The sequence below is a fragment of the Acidithiobacillus sp. M4-SHS-6 genome, from assembly GCF_047421495.1.
GTDB lineage: Bacteria > Pseudomonadota > Gammaproteobacteria > Acidithiobacillales > Acidithiobacillaceae > Acidithiobacillus.
Map to the genome: position 1 here is coordinate 230,496 of NZ_CP175559.1, position 21,821 is coordinate 252,316.

The 21,821-nt window shown below is 57.4% G+C and carries 19 protein-coding genes; 9 read left to right on the forward strand and 10 right to left on the reverse strand.

From position 1 onward, the window contains the following. Positions 1-732: 732 nt before the first annotated feature. Entirely contained in the window at positions 733-921 is a 189-nt protein-coding gene (locus ACJU26_RS01140; RefSeq protein WP_414040734.1) for a hypothetical protein, read from the reverse strand. A gap of 149 nt (positions 922-1,070) precedes the next feature. Beyond that, positions 1,071-1,424: a hypothetical protein gene (locus tag ACJU26_RS01145; protein ID WP_414040735.1), complete on the reverse strand. Its 354-nt coding sequence runs from the start codon at positions 1,422-1,424 to the stop codon at positions 1,071-1,073. Positions 1,425-1,655: 231 nt separating this feature from the next. On the opposite strand from ACJU26_RS01145, the gene istA reads away from it, so the two are divergent. The 3 genes from istA (at position 1,656) to ACJU26_RS01160 (ending at position 5,233) form a co-directional block, all read left to right on the forward strand. Beyond that, entirely contained in the window at positions 1,656-3,176 is a 1,521-nt protein-coding gene (gene istA, locus ACJU26_RS01150) for an IS21 family transposase (RefSeq protein WP_414041901.1), read from the forward strand. Between the two features lie 17 nt (positions 3,177-3,193). Next, complete coding sequence (gene istB, locus ACJU26_RS01155; RefSeq protein WP_414040162.1) at positions 3,194-3,952, forward strand: IS21-like element helper ATPase IstB; 759 nt, start codon at positions 3,194-3,196, stop codon at positions 3,950-3,952. 609 nt (positions 3,953-4,561) lie between these two features. After that, positions 4,562-5,233: a hypothetical protein gene (locus ACJU26_RS01160; RefSeq protein WP_414040736.1), complete on the forward strand. Its 672-nt coding sequence runs from the start codon at positions 4,562-4,564 to the stop codon at positions 5,231-5,233. A 1,192-nt stretch (positions 5,234-6,425) separates the two neighbouring features. Here ACJU26_RS01160 and ACJU26_RS01165 read toward each other — a convergent pair. From ACJU26_RS01165 to ACJU26_RS01200, 8 genes are read right to left on the reverse strand one after another with little or no spacing between them, the layout of a single operon-like run. Then, a complete protein-coding gene (locus ACJU26_RS01165; protein ID WP_414040737.1) occupies positions 6,426-8,807 on the reverse strand; it encodes an aldehyde dehydrogenase family protein in 2,382 nt (793 codons plus the stop codon). A gap of 15 nt (positions 8,808-8,822) precedes the next feature. Continuing rightward, entirely contained in the window at positions 8,823-9,791 is a 969-nt protein-coding gene (gene deoC / locus ACJU26_RS01170) for a deoxyribose-phosphate aldolase (protein ID WP_414040738.1), read from the reverse strand. After that, positions 9,788-10,717, reverse strand: a complete 930-nt coding sequence (rbsK, locus tag ACJU26_RS01175; protein ID WP_414040739.1) for a ribokinase — start codon at positions 10,715-10,717, stop codon at positions 9,788-9,790. The genes deoC and rbsK overlap by 4 nt, the downstream gene beginning before the upstream one ends. After that, positions 10,714-11,076 (reverse strand): nuclear transport factor 2 family protein, encoded by a 363-nt coding sequence (locus tag ACJU26_RS01180; protein ID WP_414040740.1) that lies wholly within the window; start codon positions 11,074-11,076, stop codon positions 10,714-10,716. The genes rbsK and ACJU26_RS01180 overlap by 4 nt, the downstream gene beginning before the upstream one ends. 43 nt (positions 11,077-11,119) lie before the next feature. Then, positions 11,120-12,163: a sugar ABC transporter substrate-binding protein gene (locus tag ACJU26_RS01185; protein ID WP_414040741.1), complete on the reverse strand. Its 1,044-nt coding sequence runs from the start codon at positions 12,161-12,163 to the stop codon at positions 11,120-11,122. Positions 12,164-12,184: 21 nt separating this feature from the next. Continuing rightward, positions 12,185-13,168 carry an ABC transporter permease gene (locus ACJU26_RS01190; RefSeq protein WP_414040742.1) on the reverse strand — a complete coding sequence of 328 codons (984 nt, stop codon included), beginning with the start codon at positions 13,166-13,168 and terminating at the stop codon, positions 12,185-12,187. Beyond that, positions 13,168-14,688 (reverse strand): sugar ABC transporter ATP-binding protein, encoded by a 1,521-nt coding sequence (locus ACJU26_RS01195; protein ID WP_414040743.1) that lies wholly within the window; start codon positions 14,686-14,688, stop codon positions 13,168-13,170. Before ACJU26_RS01195 ends, ACJU26_RS01190 begins: the two co-directional genes overlap by 1 nt. Beyond that, positions 14,685-15,728 (reverse strand): LacI family DNA-binding transcriptional regulator, encoded by a 1,044-nt coding sequence (locus tag ACJU26_RS01200; RefSeq protein ID WP_414040744.1) that lies wholly within the window; start codon positions 15,726-15,728, stop codon positions 14,685-14,687. Before ACJU26_RS01200 ends, ACJU26_RS01195 begins: the two co-directional genes overlap by 4 nt. Positions 15,729-16,099: 371 nt before the next feature. Here ACJU26_RS01200 and ACJU26_RS01205 point away from each other — a divergent pair, with 371 nt between their 5' ends. The 6 genes from ACJU26_RS01205 (at position 16,100) to ACJU26_RS01230 (ending at position 21,814) form a co-directional block, all read left to right on the forward strand. Next, entirely contained in the window at positions 16,100-16,441 is a 342-nt protein-coding gene (locus ACJU26_RS01205) for a hypothetical protein (RefSeq protein ID WP_414040745.1), read from the forward strand. Positions 16,442-16,475: 34 nt separating this feature from the next. Next, complete coding sequence (locus ACJU26_RS01210; RefSeq protein WP_414040746.1) at positions 16,476-17,372, forward strand: zinc metalloprotease HtpX; 897 nt, start codon at positions 16,476-16,478, stop codon at positions 17,370-17,372. Then, complete coding sequence (locus ACJU26_RS01215) at positions 17,297-18,862, forward strand: DHA2 family efflux MFS transporter permease subunit (protein WP_414040747.1); 1,566 nt, start codon at positions 17,297-17,299, stop codon at positions 18,860-18,862. Before ACJU26_RS01210 ends, ACJU26_RS01215 begins: the two co-directional genes overlap by 76 nt. 602 nt (positions 18,863-19,464) lie before the next feature. Further along, entirely contained in the window at positions 19,465-20,205 is a 741-nt protein-coding gene (locus tag ACJU26_RS01220) for an MBL fold metallo-hydrolase (RefSeq protein WP_414040748.1), read from the forward strand. Beyond that, the gene (locus ACJU26_RS01225) at positions 20,202-20,558 is read left to right on the forward strand and encodes an ArsR/SmtB family transcription factor (RefSeq protein WP_414040749.1); all 357 of its coding nucleotides are present in this window, start codon (positions 20,202-20,204) and stop codon (positions 20,556-20,558) included. Before ACJU26_RS01220 ends, ACJU26_RS01225 begins: the two co-directional genes overlap by 4 nt. Next, positions 20,555-21,814, forward strand: coding sequence for an MFS transporter (locus ACJU26_RS01230; protein ID WP_414040750.1), 1,260 nt, complete (start codon positions 20,555-20,557; stop codon positions 21,812-21,814). The genes ACJU26_RS01225 and ACJU26_RS01230 overlap by 4 nt, the downstream gene beginning before the upstream one ends. Positions 21,815-21,821: the final 7 nt, after the last annotated feature.

Below are 21,821 nucleotides of genomic sequence, written 5' to 3' on the forward strand. Positions count from 1 at the left end.
ATCACCATGAAACCGCTTTTCCATGTTTCACAGATCCCTGGTAGTGGAAGCCGGACGCCTTAGGAAGACAGGATGCGAGGAATACAGCATTTTTACTTGATTGTAGGCACGTTACTATTAAACGGGTGTGCCTCAACCATGGTCGCTCCGTCATCGATACATGAGCCCATCACCGATCAGGCAAGTTCGTCTTTGTCACATTCTCCCGTTGCTGTCTTGTCAGTTCCCACGGGTCCAATCCAGAGGGCATCGGGCTTAGAGCGCGATTGCCAGCAGTACCAGGTGCGAGCTCGTCAATTGCAGCAAAAACTGACAATACGGCCACACTCTAGTCTTTTGATGGATGATCTTGATCAAATCCAGGCGGTAGTAAAACCATTATGCGCCGCACCAGATTCTGGAACGCCCAATCCTGTTGCCCGACAAGAACTTCGCCGAGCAACGCGGGACGTGGAACAGTTATCCAAATCCACTTCTTCATCCACGCCTTAAGAAAAAATATCCACATGTTATCCACGATCAATTGCAAATATGGCCGTCATAGGTACGGGACAAAGAGCCTGCTGATTGGTTTTTGCCTGATGGCTTCGGTCGGCTGTGCCAATATGAGCCCCACCGGGCCTGAGTGGAGGTGCCATTGACGCTGCTGGCGGTGCGGTGCTCGGTGCTGTCGAATGATGTAGAACACGCCCCATTTCAGCAACAACTGGGGCGTGTCGTTGCATGGCCGGTTCACACAAAAAAGTGATTGGCTTTTAGCTGGCGAACCCTCTTGCGGAACAGGTCATGGCGGGGGTGGTGGAGGTGGCGGACCGGGTTGCTGATAATAACCACCGGGACCCGCTGGCCCTCCCGATGGTGGCGGTGCGGGTTGCGCATAGTAACCGCCGGGTCCCGGCGGTGGTCCAGGAGGGTAGGCATAACATCCTCCTAACGCCGCCAAAGCACCCAAAAATACGATATATAAAGCAAAGTGCCACACTTTACGGATCGTCAGGTACTGAATTTTATGCAACATGCGATTCTCCTGTAATAAGGGATCAGTTCTCTTGATCACTCGAATAAATAATTCATGGGTATTGATATACAAAGCGTTCATATCTCCTTTCCGCCTTGCGGTCATGTTTTTCCGGATTGTGCAGTGCTTTCCAGTAACGATGATCAGCTTTACGTTCCTGTTTGAGCAGGCGCCGCTGATATTTTTCTGCACGTTGGCATGACTTTTTGCTGTACGAATAAGGTATTGCCGCAAACCCGGGATAGGCGGGGTAAGTTGCGCGTGGCGCATAGGCAGGTTGATCTATATTGAATGCTATTCCTGGTATCCACAATTTTCCCGTCAAAGAATCTGCGTGAACAGATGTCGGGATAATGAACGCCGCTGCAAGCACCAATGTGGCGGCAACGTGCGTATTCTGGCCCATCGTGGGCAGTCATTCTGAATGATCGTGGGCGGTGATTCTGGGCGATGGTGGGCAGTGATTCTGGCGGATCGTGGGCAGTTTGCGCGATTTTCCAGAATCGATGCCCACGATGCCAGAATGGCCTGCGGAAATTCCTCTGTGGAGTAAAAAACATTTTGGTCATTCATTGGCTTGAGCGGCATTCTGGGTCCTTTTTAGAGGAGATCCAGCATGCCCACACCGAGGATGACCATGAAAGCGATTATCGAGATCCTGCGATTACACGCCGCCGGTTGTAGCCAGCGGCAAATAGCCCGCGCCTGCGGATTGTCCAAGGGGGCCGTGGGCAAGTATCTGCAACGGGCGACGGAAGCCCAGATAGGGTGGCCTCTGTCGGAGGGGCTGACGGTCGTGGAGGTAGAACAGCGGCTGAACCCGCGCCGCCAGCCGCTCCCGGCGTCCCGGCCGGTCCTGCCCGACCTCGCGCAGATCCATACGGAATTACGGCGCAAGGGCGTGACCCTGCAACTGCTCTGGGAGGAGTATGTGGCCGCCCACCCGGGCGAGCGCACCTACCAGTACTCCCAGTTCTGTGTCCATTACCGCAGCTGGAAAGCCCGCCTCAAAACCAGCATGCGTCAGCAGCATGTGGCGGGCGAAAAACTCTTCATTGATTATGCGGGGCCTATGGTAGCGGTCGTGGACCCGGGCACCGGCGAGATCCGGCAGGCCCAGATCTTTGTGGCGGTGCTGGGGGCTTCCAGCTATACCTATTGCGAGGCCACCTGGAGCCAGAGTCTGCCGGACTTCCTGGGGTCCCATGTCCGGGCGTTCCGGTACTTCGGCGGAGTGCCGACTCTCCTGGTCCCCGACAATCTCAAGGCGGCGGTCACCAAGGCCTCCCGCTATGAACCCGAGATCAACCGCAGCTATCGGGATCTGGCCGGGCATTACGGGACCGTAGTGCTGCCGACACGCCCCTATAAACCCAAAGACAAGGCGAAGGTCGAGGTCGGCGTGCAAGTGGTGGAGCGCTGGATTCTGGCGCGGTTGCGCCACCACCAGTTCTTCTCGCTGATGGATCTCAACAGGGAGATCCGCCGCCTGCTGGAGGACCTCAATCAGCGCCCCTTCAAGCAGCTACCCGGCAGCCGCCACAGCGCCTTCATATCCCTGGAACAACCGGCCCTGCAGCCCTTGCCCGCACAGGACTATGTGTTTGCGGTCTGGAAAAGCGCCAAGGTCAGCATTGACTCCCATGTGGCCTATCAGGGGCATTTTTACTCGGTGCCCTATCGCCTGGTCAGTGCCCGGGTCGATCTGCGGGTCAGTGCCCGGACGGTGGAAATCTTCCACCAGCAACAGCGGGTGGCCAGCCATCCCCGCCAGACCCTGCAGGGGCGTTACAGCACCGTCCCGGAACACCTGCTCAAGGCCTACCAGCAACACCGGGAGTGGTCCCCGGGACGGCTCCTGAATTGGGCACTGTCCATTGGCCCTGCCACCCGGGACGTGGTGCGCTGGCAACTGGCGCGGCGCGCCCATCCCGAACAAGGCTACCGATCCTGTCTGGGCCTGCTCAGCTACTCCCGGCGCTATGGCAAGGAGCGTCTCGATGCCGCCTGTGCCCGGGCGCTGAAGATCGGTTCACCGACGACCCAGAGCATCCAGTCCATCCTGAAGCAGGGGATGGATCAGGTCCAGGAACCCGCGTCCCCAAGCACCCCCTTACCGACCCACGACAATATCCGTGGTCCCCATTACTACCAGTGATAGACAAGGAGTCTCCCATGTTATACCAACCCACCCTGCAGGCCTTGCGGCAACTGAACCTCAGCGCCATGGCCGAAGCCCTGGAAGAACAATCCCGGCTGCCCCAGGCCCAGGATCTCCCCTTCGAGGAGCGCCTGGGTCTGCTCCTGGATCGAGAACTGTGTGCCCGGGATCAGCGCCGCCTGACGCGCCTGCTGAAACTCGCCCATCTCAAGCACAACGCCTGTGTGGAGGACATCGACTACCGGGCCTCCCGAGGTCTGGAACGCGCCCGGATGCGCTCTTTGGTCCAGAACACCTGGATCCGTCAGGGCCAGAACCTCCTGATCACCGGCGCCACCGGTACCGGCAAGACCTGGCTGGCCTGCGCCCTGGGACAGCAAGCCTGCCGGCAGGGGTTGAGTGTCCGCTATCTCCGTCTCCCCCGGCTGTTTGAAGAGCTCCAGATCCGGCACGGGGACGGCAGCTTTGGCCGTTACCTGAACACCCTGGCCAAGATGGACCTGCTGATCCTGGATGACTGGGGTCTGGCCCCCATGCGCGGAGAGGACGTGCGTGATCTGCTGGAAATCATCGATGACCGGGTGAACCAGAAAGCGACCCTGATTACCAGCCAGTTACCGGTCAATCATTGGCATGACTATCTGGGCGAGCCCACCGTGGCCGATGCCGTCCTGGATCGCCTGCTGCACAGCGCCCACCGCCTGGAGCTGAAAGGCGAATCCTTACGCCGTCATCGGGACCCCGACACCACCCCCAAAGTTGACCCATCGTGACCGCCTGTGCTTAAAATCACAACGACCAAAATGTTCACTCTCCAGGGGTGCCCACGATCGCCAGAATTGGTGCCCATGATCAATAGAATACGCAGGCAACGCGCAGAGTTGCAGGGGGTCTGATCCCAGGAATTCTGATGGTGTTTAGTAGCATGCTTTTTCTCCTTTCAGAGAACGGACTGAATTATTTAAGCAATAAGCATTCCATGGCAGGAAACCGTCTTGAAGTTGAAACGACACCCGTGGTGGTTCCCGGTTTCAATGAAATTACAACAGGTTCGTTTTACCATGCAGGTATCCTGTAAAGGCGGTGTCGCGAAGGGTTGTCGTTAAAGAACAACGGATAAGCCCAGGGGTTAACTCAGTAGCACTGCGTTCCGTAAGCCTCGCAAAGCATTTTCATGGATCTGACGGCGCATGCCGCTGATTTCGGGAAGAAATTCGGTCAACCGGAACCTTTGGCATAAATTCTGCTGTCCAAGTTTCAGGTTTGTCAGTGGGCTTTTCCTGCTTTCTGACATAGTCCGAATGTCGGTCTGATGCAACGGTATGACTTATATGTCATATCGCCAAAATCTGTCTTTTCAGCAAACAAACAGGAGTGTTCAGATGATTCAGAAAAAACTATGGTTAACCGCATTGACTCTCGCAATCGTTTTACCGATAGGCGCCGAAGCATCCGTATATGGCGTCATGAATCAAGTCGGGGTTTCCGGCAATGTGCAAGGAGCCACCAACCGGTATGGGAACACCACCGGCGGATTGGGTCTGCGTGCCAGCCTCTACAATGGCGGATTGTTCGGCACAGCCAAATACCGTCACGAGTTCGGAGCCACCTATCAGGGGTACACCGGGGGCAATACCAATACGTTCGGACTCAAACTTGGCTATCTCTTCAATGCCAGCAACATCCTGGCCGTCGGACCCTATGTGGGGTACGAGTATAACCGTTTTGCACAGTCCAACAGCTATTATGACTATCACTCCTCGCTGAGCACCAATGGCCTGGGTGGCGGCCTGTATGCTGCGGCCGCATTGCCCGGTATCAATTTGACGGGATACATTGGTTATCTTGGTGGCATCTCTGAAACACAACATGTCTCTGGGCTTGCACCAACCACATTCAACAGGACATCGGACCTGCTGCAAATGGGAGTAAACGCATACTATCCATTGATGGCGAATGTATCCCTCTATGTGGGGTTGCACGATGATGATTTTACCCAGCGAGGAGCACCCAATATACTCCGGGGTGATGTGGGCTTAGGGATGCAGTTCTAACCATCTTATGGCTGGGGGCATCCAATCCCGCTGAGAGCGCACACCTTGAGTGGTTATTATGTAGTATCATGCCAAAAACACCGCCATCAGCAGGGTCAAAAGGCAAATGCACGATTCGGTAACAAGCCAGTAATGCAGGAGGTTTAAAATGTCCTATAAATCCCTTTTATTCCGTATTCCCGTTGCACTTGCCGGCGCTGGTTTGTTTTCTTGTTTTGTACCGGCTTCGGCCTCTCCTTTTGATATCAGCGTATTGTTGGGAGATATAGGCATCAATCTTGGCAATGCCGGGTGGCCACAGCAGTATGCATATTTGCAGCCTCCCGTTGCTTATGCCAGTTATTACAGTCAACCGCTCTATGCGCAGTACCTGATGTGGTACTACTACCCGCAGTATTATTATCAATACTATCCAGCGCCGCCGCCTCCGCCACCGGCGGGAGCACCGCCGCCACCGCCTCCACCACCCGGTGCACTGCCGCCGCCACCGCCCGGCACTTATTTTAATTACCTCGGGGTACAAGCACCCCCGCCTGGTCCTCCTGGCAGACCAGGCTTTGGGCCCCAAGGGGGACCACCACCGGCTCCGCCATTTGGCGGACCTGGATTCGGCCCACAACCAGGAGGACCTGGACCTGGTGGTCCCCAGTTCCAGCAAGGACCAGCGGGAGGGCCTCCGCAGGGACCACAATTTGGTCCGGGAATGGGACGACCACAGGGTGGACCTGGAAGGCATGGACCTATGGGCGGACCACCAGGACGACCTGGTGGATGAGTGGCCATTGGTCTACTTGGGCACGCACGCACGCCGTTTTTGAGTGCAATGATGTTGTACTGCTGCTCCTCCTCGGTAGAGAGTCCAAGTCCCTGGTCATCCAGCTCCCAATGGCGCTGCGGATATGCATAGGGAGAGTTGTGGATAGGTTTTTTTCAAAAAAAGGGTTTTGCATGGTTATTTATGGTCTGCGGCAGCCAAGCTTTGTCTCCTTTATAGCCTATTAAAGGGCCTGCTGGTGCTGGCGACCCAAAGATAGTCAGAGGCAGTAAAATTGAATTGATCACTAGTATTAGGATGCCCTTGGTGGTTTGTTCTGCCGCCCTATGCGCCAGAGTTCAACCCGGATGAATATCTGGATCGGGATTTTAAAATGGCACTGCGCATTGGAGCCGTCAGTACTGACGAGTTTTCCATTCATGTTCCGTAGGGGATCCACACGTTCTTGACCTGCACCGCTTGGCGGAGCATCTCCCGAACCTGCGCTGAATTGGTCTGCACCCAAGGCCACGACCGGTTCTCATGGGTCCATACACGTTTTAGATTCGATACAGACTCCACTATAACATCAGCTGCATACGCTGGTGCCCCGAAATACCAGAGACCATCGACATCGCCGTGTCCAGCAAGCACCATGGCAAGCTCGCGGGTGCGGCCAGTGACAATGTTCAGCACGCCGCTGGGCACGTCACTTGTGTCAAAGACTTGGTAGAGATCGGTCGCGATCAGCGGGTAGGCCGCCGAAGGGATCGCAACCACACGGTTGCCCATCGCAGCGGCATGCAATATGAGCGATAGAAAGCCTGCGAGTGGGGCGTTCACCGGGCAAACGATGCCCACGACGCCAAGTGGCTCGTGCAACGCCATGGTGACAACTCGGCCTGGCGGATTATGGACTGTGCCTTCATACTTGTCGGCCCACGCCGCTGCGGAAAATGCAGATTCTATACCAGCCTCGACTTCCAGAAACGCGTCCTTGCGGCTCGCGCCAGTCATCCGAGCGAGGCGGCTGGCGAACTCGTCCCGCCGCAGCATGAGATTTTCGCCAACATAATAGAGCACCTGCGCCCGCGCGTGACCATCCATGTGCTCCCACGCAACAGCCTTACGTGCCGCCTCCACCGCGTCACGCACGTCCTTTCGATCGCCGAGCGGCACCTCTCCGAGCAAACTACCGTCTGCGGCAGCGACCGACTCGCTGTAACCACTATCGGGCCGTTTCTGTTTACCGCCAATATAGAGTTTGGCTGTCCGATCGATGCCGTCGGAACGATCCGGCCCTGCAACTTCTGCTGCCCGCCACGTGCTTTCCTCAACCGCAAGCGGCGGTAGGTCTCGTATCCAGGCTGGACGTAAATACTCTGCCATACCCTCGCGCCCGCCTTCTCTACCATATCCACTCTCCCGATAGCCACCAAAGCCGCAGGCGGCATCAAAGCGATTGGTTCCGTTCACCCAAACCACGCCAGCCTTGACCTTCGCTGCAACTTCCAACGCGACGCCGATAGTCTCAGACCATACGCTGGCCGCAAGACCGTAGACCGTGTTGTTGGCAAGCTCGATCGCTTCGGCGGGCGTGCGAAACGTCATGGAAACGAGCACCGGTCCAAAGATCTCTACCTGCGCTGCGGACGATGCCGGGCTGACATTTGTGAGCAATGTAGGCGGAAAGAAGAGGCCGGTGGCTGGCGTCGTGCTGGCCGGTTGATGGCATTCAGCACCTTCATCGATTGCGCACGCGACAAGCCGGCGTATGCGCTCGAATTGCACAGGGGCGACAATTGCGCCGATATCGGTATTTTTATCGAGCGGATCGCCAAGGCGAAGGGTTTCCATACGCCGACGGAGTCTTGCATGGAAATCGTCGGCTACCGCCTCCTGCACCAACAACCGCGAACCGGCGCAACAGACTTCGCCCTGATTGAACCAGACGCCGTCCACAACCCCTTCGACCGCGGCGTCCAGATCGGCATCATCAAATACAATGAAAGGCGACTTGCCGCCGAGTTCCAGCGTGATCCGCTTTTCCGTGCCAGCGGTTTGGCGGCGAATCTCTCGGCCCACCTCAGTCGACCCTGTAAAGTCGACCTTATCGATATCAGGGTGGGAAACCAACGCTGCGCCGGTTTTATCCGCACCAGTCACGATATTCACCACTCCCGATGGCAAGCCCGATTCGATGCAGAGCTCTGCAAAGGCCATGGCGGTGAGCGGCGTGTATTCAGCGGGCTTCAGAACGACCGTGTTGCCCGCAGCCAGCGCCGGGGCGATCTTCCAGGCAAGCATTAGCAGCGGAAAATTCCAGGGGATCACTTGGCCGATGACGCCGAGCGGTTCTTGGCCAGGAAAAGCGTCGCCAAGTATCTGGGCCCAGCCTGCGTGATGGTAGAAATGGCGCACAACGAGCGGGATATCGATATCACGCGTCTCCCGAATGGGTTTGCCGGTGTCGAGCGTCTCTAGCACGGCGAGACGGCGGGCGTGCTTCTGCACCAATCGGGCCAGCGCATAAAGATGGCGCGCGCGCCGATGACCGGACAGCCCGGCCCAGAGAGGGAAAGCCTGCCGGGCCGCAGCCACGGCCGCATCAACATCCGTAGCGTCGGCCTCGACGCAACTTGCCAGCACCGCGCCAGTCGACGGGTTTACGGTCTCGAATAGCCGTTCGCCAGGGCGCCATGCGCCATCGACGAACAGATCGAAGCGTCGGTCATGGCGTTCGAGCCAAGCAAGCGTTTCTCGCGCATCCTCAGGGGCAGGACCATAGCTCATTGTGTTGAATGCCTCCAGAACGTCCATCGGCGCGGCCTCTCCTTAACTCATCGGGTGGCGGAATGCCGCCGAATAGTGGCCGGTGACGTGGTGTTCCAACTGGCGCTCAATATCGCCAAGCAGCGAGCTTGCGCCAAAGCGGAACATCCCCGAATCGAGCCATCGCACGCCCAACTCTTCGTGGATCATCGCGAGCCAATCAATTGCTGTGCGCGCGGTGCTGATACCGCCGGCGGGCTTGAAACCGACACTCATGCCGGTTTGTTCGTGGTAGTGGCGGATTGCACGCGCCATCACGAGGCCCACCGGGAGGTTCGCGTTGACCGTTTCCTTACCTGTCGACGTCTTGATGAAATCAGCGCCAGCCATCATGCAGACCAAGCTGGCACGAGCGACGTTGCGTAAGGTTGCCAGATCACCGGTTGCAAGAATCACTTTCATGTGCGCGGGTCCGCAGGCTTCTCGGAAGGCGGCGACCTCATCGTAAAGGGCAGTCCACTCGCTTCGGAAGACATGGGCGCGGGTAATGACAATATCGATCTCCCTTGCCCCAGCCTCGACCGAGCGGCGAATCTCGGCAACCCGCTCGGAAAACGGCGACAGGCCTGCAGGAAAACCCGCAGAGACAGCAGCCACAGGGATCTCGCTACCCTCCAAAACACGGACCGCCGTCTCGACATAGGCATGATAGACACAGACTGCGGCCACCGTCAGGCCCAACGAATCAGCGCCCAATGCCTGAAGAAGATCAGTCCGCACCGGATTGCGTGCCTTATGGCACAAACGGCGTACACGCTCCGCCGTATCGTCTCCCGAAAGGGTGGTCAAATCGATGCACGAAATTGCCCGCAAGAGCCACGCAGCCTGGTATGCCTTTTTGACCGAGCGCTTCTTGGGGAGCGTAAGCGCCCGCAACTCAGCGGCAGCAGGATTAACACGCAGGCCGTTCACCCAGCCGATGTCGAGCGCGGTACCCCGATTATCGGGATGATGACGGGCGTGGGAATTCACGACACGACTCCAAGCAGTACGTCGACCTCATGACGCGCTGGCATTGCCGGTGACGTACCCGGCCTCGTGACTGAAATCCCCGCGACCGCGCAACCGAACTGCACGGCTTCCCGCAACCCCGCTCCCTGTGCAAGCGCAGCCACAAAGCCGCCGTTGAAGGCATCACCGGCGCCCGTCGTATCCCGCACCGGTCCGGCACGGAAGGCGGGAATGATACCCTCAAAAGATTCGCCACTGACATAGGCACCCGCTTCACCCAATGTGACAACCACGTTGCTGACGCCGCGATCACGCAAAACCCTAGCCGCCATCTTCGCGTCCATAACGTTGGTGACTGGCGCATCGACCAACATTGACGCTTCGTTTTCATTGGGGGTCAGGTAAGATACCAGTGGATAAACGCTTTCCGGCAGTTGGAGCGCAGGCGCCGGATTAAGCAGAACCGGAACGCGTGCCTCGGAGGAAATTTCCATCCCCCGCCGGCAAACGGCAAAGTCGAGTTCCAGTTGCGAAACGAAGAAGCAGGCGCCGGCGATTGCCGGCGATGCTGCCTCCACATCCGCCACCGATAGTCGTCCGCACGCACCTGGAACGATAATGATCGCATTCTCCGCGCTCGCGTCCTCAACGATTATCGTCGCCGTGCCAGTCGGCGCTGCGTCGTCGGTGACGACGAAGGTCGAGCCGATACCTTCCTGCGCAAATAGCTTGTGGGCCATATCGCCGAAGGTATCGCAACCGACCCTTGTGATCATCTCGACTCGCGCACCCTGCCGCGCCGCGGCGACGGCCTGGTTTGCCCCCTTCCCGCCCGGGCCTAACGCGAAACTTTTGCCCCGTAGCGTCTCGCCCCACACCGGCATGCGATCCGCACGGCAGGCGAGATCAACGAAGAAGGCGCCAAGAATAACGATCGGCGGGGTCATGCCGAAGCTATCTCTGCAGGGTCGTAATAGACATGAACCTTCTGCAGTTTGCCGTCCCGGATGCGGATCAGGTTAACGCCGCCAAGGGGAAATTCTCGACCCTCGTGGTCACGAAATCGGGAACGCCACTCGAAGGCGCCCTGGTCGCCATTTTCGACAGCACCTACGATCCTCACCTCCAACACCGGGAACCGGTCAATGCTTTCCTGATAGAAGCGGCGGATCTGGTCATGACCGACCAGCTGGCCAAAGCCCGGCACCAGCAATTCGGCATCTTCGGTATAGCACCCGAGGATGGCTTCGATATTCCGCGCGCATTCGGTATTCCAGTAATTCTCGATCACTGTTCTCGGCGTCATGGGATCAACCTCTTTCATTGGCTCAATTTACCATATCCTGGCATTACCCTTTATATCCAGCGAGATATTGCCTGATAGCAGAAACTGACGCCGGGCTGTTGTAATTCTTATACGTCACTAGATGATATGGCAACGGGATGTATTGGGGGAACTTCTTCGTCGGGTCGATGAAGTGTTCATGCAGCACTTTGACCGCAGTTTCGCCCATGAGCAGCGGGCTTTGCAGCGCAGATGCCTTGATGACTCCCGATTTGATGTAGCCGAGTTCTCCCAGGTCGGCGTCGAAGCCAACCACAACCACCTTGTTCTGAAGATGCATTCTCTTCACCGCCATTGCGACACCCAGCGCTGAACGGTCGTTGGCACCAAAAACCACATTGATCTTTGGATTACTTGTAAGCATGGCTTCGGTTTCGCGTAGCGCAGTTTCTGGAACAGAATGGCTGATTTGAAGACCAGCAAATTTCATACCCGGGAATTTTGCCATCGCGGCCTCGAACCCATCACGCCGATAGCGAGCGGACGTGTCCGATAGATTGTAATCAATAATCGCGTATTCGCCATGGCCGTGGACCATTTTTGCGGCATAACTCGCGACTGCGGCGGCCGCTTTTTTGTCCGGCACGGCGGTGAAAGTGAGGGCCTTCATCGGCGTCAGCGTCGAGTCCGTGACGACCACTGGGATATGATGCGCCATGGCTTTCTCGACCGGTGGGAGCAACCCCGTTGGGCTATAAGGGACCAGAACAATACCATTCACCTTGCGCGTAATAGCCGTGTAGACCATGCCGATCTGCGTACTGATATGAGTCGCCACCGACGGAGCTTGAAATAGCGTTTTGTAGCCGTATTTCTTGGCTTCCTTCTTCACCCCATCATATTCCCTTAGAAAATATGGCGTGGCACTGGAAGTCGGGATAAATTCGATTACCTTTTGCGGAGCTGCCATCGCCGAACTCGAGGCTAGCATGGTGCCCATCAGCGCCCCGATTGCGAGTCCCAGCCGATGGCGCGCGAAGACTCCGGCGTCGTGGGAATCTGTCTTGGTATTCATCACGATCTCCTTGTATTCTGTCTTGGTATTCATCACGATCTCCTTATCCATCAACTAAATCGCTACACGCTTACGGAAAGAATCGATAAAGACCGCGCCGATCACAACGCAGCCTAGCATAACCACCTGCAAGTAGGTCGAAAAACCGAGCAAATCCGTGCCATTATCAAGAGTGCCGATCAGCAGCACTCCAAGCATGGAAGCCCATACATTCCCCTGGCCACCGAATAGACTGCCGCCTCCGATCACCACTGCGGCGATCGAATAAAGTTCATAGTTCGCCCCTGCCGTTGGTAAGGCCGAGTTCACATACGCCGTGAGAAGAACACCACCTATCGCCGACAGAATTCCCGACAAGACGTAGACAAGCACGATATTCCGACGCACCGGCAAACCCGAGAGCAACGCCGCCCGTCGATTGCTGCCCACCGCATAAACGCTGCGGCCGAATCGCGTACGGGTTAGCAGGATCTGCCCGAAAAAAGCCAACACCAGAGTCACCACCATGATGTCCGGAATGACTCCAATCGCGTCAGTACCGAACGTATCGAATGCTGAAGGTAGCTGATAGATTGGCTCGCCGCCGGTAAAGAGAAGCGCACCGCCACCGACAATGCTCAATGTACCCAATGTCACGATGAAGGCGGGAATGCGGGTGAACGCGGTCAGCAATCCATTCAGGAGTCCCACGCCGAGACCGGTGGCCAAGGCAACGGTTATCCCGAGGATGATGCCGCCGACGCCGCCTATCTCACCCATCACCGCCGCGCCGAGCACCCCCGACAGCGCGATAACGGCCCCTTGGGAAAGATCGATCCCCGCCGTAATGATAACAAAGGTCTGACCAATCGACAGGGCACCGATGACCGCAATAGATTGCAGCAAGTCCAATATATTGTTGTCACTGATGAAGACTGGTTCAACCAATGAAAAGGCAAAAATCAGCGCCACCAGGGTGACCGCGACCAATGACGAGTTGAGCAATGTGATCATACTCGAACGGAAGTCTCTCAAGCTTGTATTTGACTGAATTTCCATTACGCCTCCTTTTTGACGAGCGTCGCAGAGGTACCGCCTATCGTCATGTCGAGCAAATCTTCCTCGGTTGCCGCGCCGTGTTCGAATGTTGTGAACAGCCGGCCCTCCCGAAATACGACGACCCGATCGGCCATACCGCAGATCTCGGGATTGTAGTTCGAGATCAGGATGATCGTGTGGCCCGAATCGGAAAGACTGGCGATGTGCCTATAGATCTCGGCCTTGGAACCCACATCGACGCCTTTCGTAGGGTTATTGAGCACAAGGCAAGGCCGGTCGTAGAGGAACCATCGGGCAAGCACGACTTTCTGCTGATTGCCGCCCGAAAGGGCGCGCGCCGGAAGACGGGGATTGCCGGGACGGACGTTCAGATGCTCAACCTCCCGCTTGACGAGATCGCGCTCCTTGCGTTGGCGCAAAAAACCGCCGATAGCAACAAGAGGGCTTCTCGGCGAGGCAATCAGCGGCAAGCTGATGTTGGTAGAAACCGAAAGATCAAGCAGCAGCGCCTCGGTGCGCCGATCTTCAGGCACATAGGCGACGCCACAGCGCAGCGCCTCGGCTGCACTGCTGGGTTTATAGTCACGACCGTCGAGATACATCGCGCCGCCCCGCAACGAGCGCAGCCCGCCAAGCATTTCCCCGAATGCGGAACTGCCTGAACCTATAGCACCAGCCACGCCAAGAATTTCTCCTTTCCCGATTTCAAGCGAGATTGGCTCGATTCCGTCACACGTTACCGCTTCTAATTTTATACCAACCTCACGCTGCGGCCGAGTTACGCGACTGGGATAGAATTCAGTCAGCTTACGTCCCAGCATTGCAGCGAGAAGACGGTCGTGGTCGGCATTGGCGATGTCGTCATCAAGCGTTACGCGACCATCACGCAGAACGGTGATCCTGTCGGCAACAGCAAAGACCTCCTCAAGATAATGGGAAACGAAGACTACGGTATAGCCTTGGTCGCGTAAGCGCTTCATGATGGACAAGACGGGCTGTATTTCACGCTGCGTGAGCGACGCCGTCGGCTCGTCGAACAAGACAATCTTTGGCTTCTGGCTCAGACATTTCAGGATCTCGACGACTTGCTGTTCGGCCACGCTAAGTTCGGCCACCGGGCGGTTCAGATCGAGGCGAGGAAAACCGAGTTCATTGACCAGCCGTTCGGCATCTTCCCGTAGTTGCCGGAGGCGCATGAGACCAAATCTGGATGGTTCGTTGCCAATAAAGATGTTCGAGTACCCGGAGAGGTGCGGAAACAGACTGAGTTCCTGGAAGATGATCCCAACGCCGGCTGCGGCCGCCTGCCCCGTGTCAGTGAATGTAACGGGCTTGCCGTCAAGAATGACACTTCCTTTGCTTGGTGTCAGAGCCCCACCGAGGACATTGAGCAACGTGCTTTTACCTGATCCGTTCTCGCCAGCCAATGCATGGATTGTCCCCGGCCGGATTTCCATATCAACGCCATCCAAGGCCAGGGTTGGTCCAAAGCGAACCGAGAGCTTGCGTACACCGATCATGTGGATCTCCGTTGCGACTGCGGACCATTGCGCGGCGTTCCGCAGGAGCCCCGCACGATGAGTTTCGTCGGCATCACCACATGGTTGGGTACCCCAACGTTCTGCTTCCCCTGAAGATGCCGAAGTATCAGCTGTCCAGCCAATACCCCTTGTTCCTCTGTTGGGCGGTCAATCACGGTGAGCGGCGGGTGCAGGAGCATGCCGAGTTCGAGATCGTCAAAGCCGATCAGCGAAATATCCCTAGGCACCCTGACCCGATTTGCCGCAAGCGCCTTGAGGCCCCCAACCGTCATGACATTGTTGGCGCAGAATACGGCCGTCGGCGGCTCCGGCAGATCGAGCAATCGGAGCATCGCCTGATAACCCCCGGCCTCGCGGAAATCGGCAACCTCGAGATATTCTGGCGGCGGCCGTATGCCGACCTCGGCGAGCGCGGCAAGAAATCCTTCATATCTTGCCCGGCCCGGCGTGTTACCGAGAGGTCCGCTGATCATTGCAATAGCCGTATGACCAAGCTCGATGAAATAACGGGCAGCAGCTGCCGCGCCGCCCAGATTATCAACGAGAACGCTTTCAAAGGCCTTCTCGGTCAGTTCGCGGTCCACCAACACTATCGGTATACCCGCCCGCCTCAGTCGCAGAGGCAACTCATCCTGCTCCAAGGCCGGGACGAGGATGATTCCGTCGACGCGCGACGACACGTCTTTCAGAACCGCATCTTCAATCTTCGAGGACTCGTCGGTGTTGGCAAGGAACAAGCGGTAGTCCGTGTCGCGGAATACCGACTCCACACCCTTTGCCAAGGCGGCGAAATACGGATTGGTGATGTCGGGAACGACCATCGCGACAGCGTAATGAATGCCAGAACGCAGACTCTGCGCCGCAATCACCGGCCGATAATCCAACGCCTCGATCGCCTGAACAATGCGCTCAACGTTACGGACCCGGTCACCGCGCAGAAAACGCGAGACGGTGGCCGTCGAGACCTCTGCCTTTCTGGCCACATCCGAGATTCGCGCTGTTACTGGTATCGATTTCATTTTTTATATGTAGCAGTAGCACCAATACTTGTCAAACCAAAAATCGCGATTGAAATTGGAGTCGGTACAGAACGTGCCGTATGACTGGGATGTGAACGTAGTAATCGGCTCTGGGTGCCCCAACACTTGCGCCGAAGAAACACACTGCGGTGCCATTTATGGCAAAGTAGATGCTTGGCACTACAGAAGGCCGATGAAGTCAATGGTGGTGCATTATACTTCATGTGGGCGTGGTCCTGGGTGACGTCATCGACATTGGTGAACCTGCTGGGTGGTGTATAAGCGCCGGGCGGGTATCCCGTTTGAGAGAGTGAGCAAGACGACGTACCCGAAGCAGTGTCCCATTCCACTTCCGACTTATGGAGTATGTGATGGCCCAACGTCATTCCAAAATCAGCCTCAAACCGGGCAAGCCATGGGAGGCCCTGAAGATCACCCCTCCCAACGCTGCGGGTATCGACAGAGGCAGCGTCTCCCGCTATGTCGCGGTGCCTGCGGATCGGGATGACGAGCTGGTACGGGAGTTTGCCAGTTTCCCGGAGGATCTGGGGACCTTGGGCCTGCACTCGAAGCCTACTTGGTTGTTTCGGCAGGTGCGGTTCGCAGCACATGATCTGGCGATACCTCGCCTTCGCGCGCCCTTCAGTCTCGCCGCGTCGGATATATGGACGGGGATCAAATGGCTTCCATGGAGGGAGATGCATGCTGCCTAGGGGTTGGCACCGTCTCGTCAATTTGCTGGAGTCAATGGGTATCATCGGTCTGATGCTGTTACTGATGATGTGGATCGGCTGGCTCCTGGGTGGTGTGGATACGCTTTACGTGATGTTGGGTACGGGCATTCTGTTCATTATTTTTGCGCCGCGGCTGATGCCACAATTACTCATTCGTAGAATGGGGGCGAAAGTCATTCTACCCCGGCAATCGCCGTTGTTATTCGATATGGTGCAAAAATTGGTCGAACGCTCCGGGCTGAATCATTTTCCGACCTTGTATCACCTGCCCACCCCTGTCCTGAATGCGTTTTCCACCGGGCTGGATGCGCATGTATCGTTGGTGATTTCTGATGGTCTGCTACGCGCACTGGATGGGCGTGAATTGGCAGCCGTTTTGGCCCACGAGATCTCCCACATCCGCCACAAGGATATCTGGGTCATGATGGTTGCGGATCTCTTCAGTCAGATGACCTGGACGTTTTGTTTGCTGGGGCAGGTTTTGATCCTGATCAATTTACCCTTATGGGTCATGCATAAGCACACCTTACCTTGGGGGCTGATTTTTTTGCTGCTGGTCGCGCCTTCGGTGAGCATGTCCTTGCAATTGGTTCTTTCGCGCACCCGTGAGTTCGAGGCGGATCGTGGCGCCATGGAACTCACCCATGATCCCCAGGGCCTGGCCAGCGCACTGCGAAAGATGGAGGAGGCCCAGGAACAGGAAATGAAAATGGCTTTCCCCAAACTGGGCAGAGTGGTCGTTCCCTCATGGTTACGCACCCACCCGCAGACGAAAGAACGCATTCGCCGACTTTTCGCCACTGCGCGTCCCTTGAACTATCCGGAAATATGGGCTTGGGACCACGGCATCAGTCTGCCCATGGACAAAGGGCCACCTCGCTGGCGCCACCTGTCGGGTTTTCGTTGGTAGCGGGGCATCGTTGGCTGATCAGCATCGCTCTCATGCTGGCGATGGTGATGGTCTTGTTGGACATGACCGTCGTGAGCGTGGCACTGCCTTATATGATGGGAACCTTGGCTGCGACGCCGAACCGGATCACCTGGGTGCTCACCGCCTATCTGGCTGCCAGTGCCATCACGATCCCCTTGACCGGCCATCTTGCGGCCCGTTTTGGGCGGCGGCGTCTTTTCTTGCTCAGTGTTTCCGGTTTTGTCATTGCCTCGGGCCTGTGCGGGGCGAGCCAGACCTTGGCGGAAATCGTCTTTTTGCGCGCCCTGCAAGGAGGGTTTGGCGCGCTCATGGTGGTCCTGGCCCAGTCCACCATGGTCGATCTTTTTCCGGGCAAGGAACGGGGGCGAGCCATGGCCATTTGGGGCATGGTACTGATGGTGGCGCCGGCCATGGGCCCGGTCCTGGGCGGCTACATCACGCAGCACATGAGCTGGCGCTGGCTATTCTACATCAACCTGCCTGTCGGTATTTTTTCGCTTTTGCTCGGCGCCGCCACCATGCGGGAGAGCGAAAGAAAAAATCTGTCCACTGACTGGCTGGGCCTATTGCTCATGGCGGTTGGAGTCGGCAGTCTGCAAATCGTGCTGTCGCGGGGCAATGAGGATTATTGGTTTGACTCCCGATTCATCGTGGCCCTGTCGATCGTCGCGGTTTTCAGCATCCTCCTTTTCTTGCTGCGGGGATGGATGAGGGCCGACAACATCATCGATCTCCACCTCTTTCGCGACCGCAGTTTTGCCACCGCCACGCTGATCACCGGCGTATTCGGCCTGGGTCTTTTCGGCACCACCGCCATGCAGCCACTCATGTTGGAGGGCCTGCTGAAGTACATGCCGGAAACCACTGGTTGGGTCATGTTTCCGCGCGGTGTCGCCAGCGCTGTTACCATGATGATCGTTGGCCGTCTCATCAATCGCTACCAGCCACGACTTTTTATCGTCGCTGGGACTTTGTTGACTGGAATCAGCACCTGGATCATGACCGGTTACAACCTGTATATCAGCCCTGCCTGGATCATTTATCCCGGTATTGTCCGGGGGGTCGGCATGGGGTTGATTTTCGTGCCCCTGACCGTCATCGCTTTCGATACCCTGCCGCTGGCGGTATCGGCGGAGGCCAGCGGTATTTTCAACCTTGCCCGCACCCTCGCGAATTCCATCGGTATTGCCATCGATGGCACTGTGCTCACCAACGAAACCCAGATCAACTGGAACCAGTTGGGCGGACACATCAATACCTTCCGTGCAGCGCTGCCGAATTGGCTGCAGGCCAGCGGACTGACACCACAGGATCCCCGCGTCTGGGCATTGCTCGGACAGACCTTGTTCGACCAAGCCGAAATGATCGCCTTCCTGGACGTGTTTCAGTGGATCACCATCCTCTTCTTTTGCCTCTTGCCCCTGACATTGCTCATCCCCAGGCGTGTTTTTCCAGTTGAGGTAACCTGAGACAAGTGGACATTTGCCATTGGCTGGCCGACACGGCCAAGGTCCGCGATTCCCATCTCTGGAAGCTGTGCTGTGCATGAGCAGTGGAATGGATAAGCAAAAAGACCACCAACAACCGAAATGCCGGGTTGCTGATGGCGGGGTTATGGCCTGGGTGGGAAACCGGCCGGTCAAGGGGTGATCCCGGCGGCGACGGAGGACCAAAAGCCAAACCTGCGCCGGGTCCAGGTTGTGGCCCGGCAGCCCGAAAGCCGATCCGGGAGGCAATGGCAGCCCAAATCCAGGCCCGGGAGGCGGGTACTGGGGGCGGTGCCATAACCCTAAATTCTGCAGTCACCCCTGCTGAAATGATGATATCCATCTGATAGGATCAGGCTTTCCATGATTATGGAGCTTCACCCGATGGGTGAAGCAGAAAAACACCCGCAAACGCCCATTCCTGTGGCGGTAAAGACCATGAGGGATGCCGCCCTGTGTGCAAGAAGATTTCTTTAATCTTTCGATGAATACCGACTGATAGCAATTTTGGATTGACAAGGGAGGCAGGCTGACTAAACTTATAGTTGCATAATTCATTAACTTATGAATATGAGGTGACCCCCATGTTTTTCAAGCAACGGAGCAGTGCCGACGGGACCTTGTCCTATTTTTATGGCTGTGGCGGGAAGGGTTTGGCGGTGGCGGTGGATGTGGTCGCCGGTGACGAGGCATGGTTTATGGAAGAGGCGCAAAAGGCTGCCGTGAAGATCAGCTTCGTGATCGACACCCACATCCATGCCGACCATTTGTCTGGCGGTCGGAAACTGGCGGAACGGACCGGTGCCCCCTACTGCATGCACGAGAGCGATACCGACAAGGTGCATTTCCCCATCCGCGGCTTGCGGGACGGCGAGGTATTGGAAACGGGCAATGTCATCACCAAGGTCCTGCATACCCCCGGCCACACCCCCGATAGTATCTGCCTGTTGGTCAGCGACCTGCGGCGCAGTAGCGACCCCTGGTTCGTGCTGACCGGCGACACGCTCTTCGTCAGCGGTGTCGGCCGGCCCGATTTAGGGGGGACAGCGGAGGAAATGGCGGGCCGGATCTTCGACAGCATCCATGCCAAGCTGCTCACCTTGCCCGACGATCTGGAGATCTTCCCCGGCCATGGGGCGGGCAGTGTCTGCGGTGCGGGGCTGTCGGGCAAACCCTCCTCCACCATTGGCTTCGAGAAGCGCTGGGACCCCTATCTGTCCATGACCGACCGGGACGCCTTCATCCGCGAACTCACGGCCAATATCCCTGAGCGGCCCGCCGAGATGGACCGTATCGTGGCGGCCAATCTGGGCGCGGCAGCATGAGCGCGGATACGGTACGCTTCGCCCTGTTTGCCGAGGTTTTCGCCGCCCTGGCCCATCCCAAGCGCCTGGAGATCATCCATTATCTGGGAGAAGGGCAACATACGGCCGGGGAATTGACCGAGCTGACCGGTTTGTCCAAGGCCAATGTCTCTCAGCATTTGAGCATTCTGAAGGCACGCGGCCTGGTGCACTGCGACAAGTGTGGCACCTTCTGTCATTACCGCCTCACCAGCCCCGAAGTACTGCAGACCTGTGAAATCGTGCGACACCTGATCCTCGAACAAATGGATCTGACGGTTGCCAGTCGGCAAAAGCTGGCCGCAGTGGTTCCTTTGCGCAAGGAATCGTCATGACTTCCGCCACGGCACCCGCTGCGCGCTATCAACGGGGCATTGCCCGGAATCGCGGTCAGTTTCTGCTGCAAACCGCGCAGGTTTTGTTTGTCGGTCTGGTGCTCGGCATGGAACGCACGGTGCTCCCCAGTCTGGCCCACGATTTCGGGGTACGCAAGGGCGAATTCCTGTTTCTCGCCAGCTTCGTGATTTCCTTCGGCCTGGTCAAGGGTGCCCTCAATCTGGTGGCCGGTACCCTCTCCGATGACATGGGCCGCAAGCAGGTACTGTTGCTGGGCTGGGTGGCTGGCATCCCTATCCCCCTGCTGATCTTTTTTTCGCCCAACTGGTGGTGGATCATCGCCGCCAACGTCTTTCTCGGCATCAATCAGGCCTTCACCTGGACCATGACGGTAACCAGCCAGATCGATCTGGCGGGCAGCCGCCAACGCGGCCTTGCCGTAGGCATCAATGAAGCCGCCGGTTATGTGGGCATGGGTTTGGCCGGTCTGGCCACGGGCTATCTGGCGGTTGCCTATGGCCCGCGCTGGGCCTTGCTGGGTTTTGGTCTGACGGTGATCGCCCTGGCCCTGTTCCTGTGCTTGCGGGTGCAGGATACCATCGCCTGGGTACGGGCCGAGCATGACGCCCACCCTGGTACAGCCCCAGCTACCAAGGTTCCCTGGTGGCGCAGCTTCATCGCCGTCTCCTTCCAAAACCCACGCTATCGCGCCCTTTGTCAGGCCGGGGTTGCCAACAAGGTGGCGGACACCCTGGTCTGGGTACTGTTTCCGCTCTACTTTCTGCAGCATGCCTTGGGAGTGGTGGCCATCGGCTGGATTACCGGAACCTACGGGGCTGTCTGGGGACTTTCGCAGCTCTGGACGGGGCATCTGGCGGATCGCATTGGGCGCAAGCTCCCCATTGTCTGCGGCTTTTTTCTGCTCTCGGCAGGATTGGTGATGACGGCACTGGTGCAGGGCTTTGGAGGGTGGCTTATCGCTGCGCTCATCATGGGCCTGGGCATGGCATTGCTCTATCCCAATCTGGTGACGGCCATGTCCGATACCGCTCCGCCCCTGGAGCGCGGCCGCATTCTCGGGGTCTACCGCTACTGGCGGGATACCGGATATGCCATCGGTGGGCTCTTGCTGGGACTGGTCGCCCAGTGGAGTGACGAGATCCTCCCGGCCATCTGGGTGACGGCCGGCATTGTCGCCTTGTCGGGTTTATGGATTGCCTTCGCGGTCCAGGAAACCCATCCCAGAAAGGTCTGAACAGGAG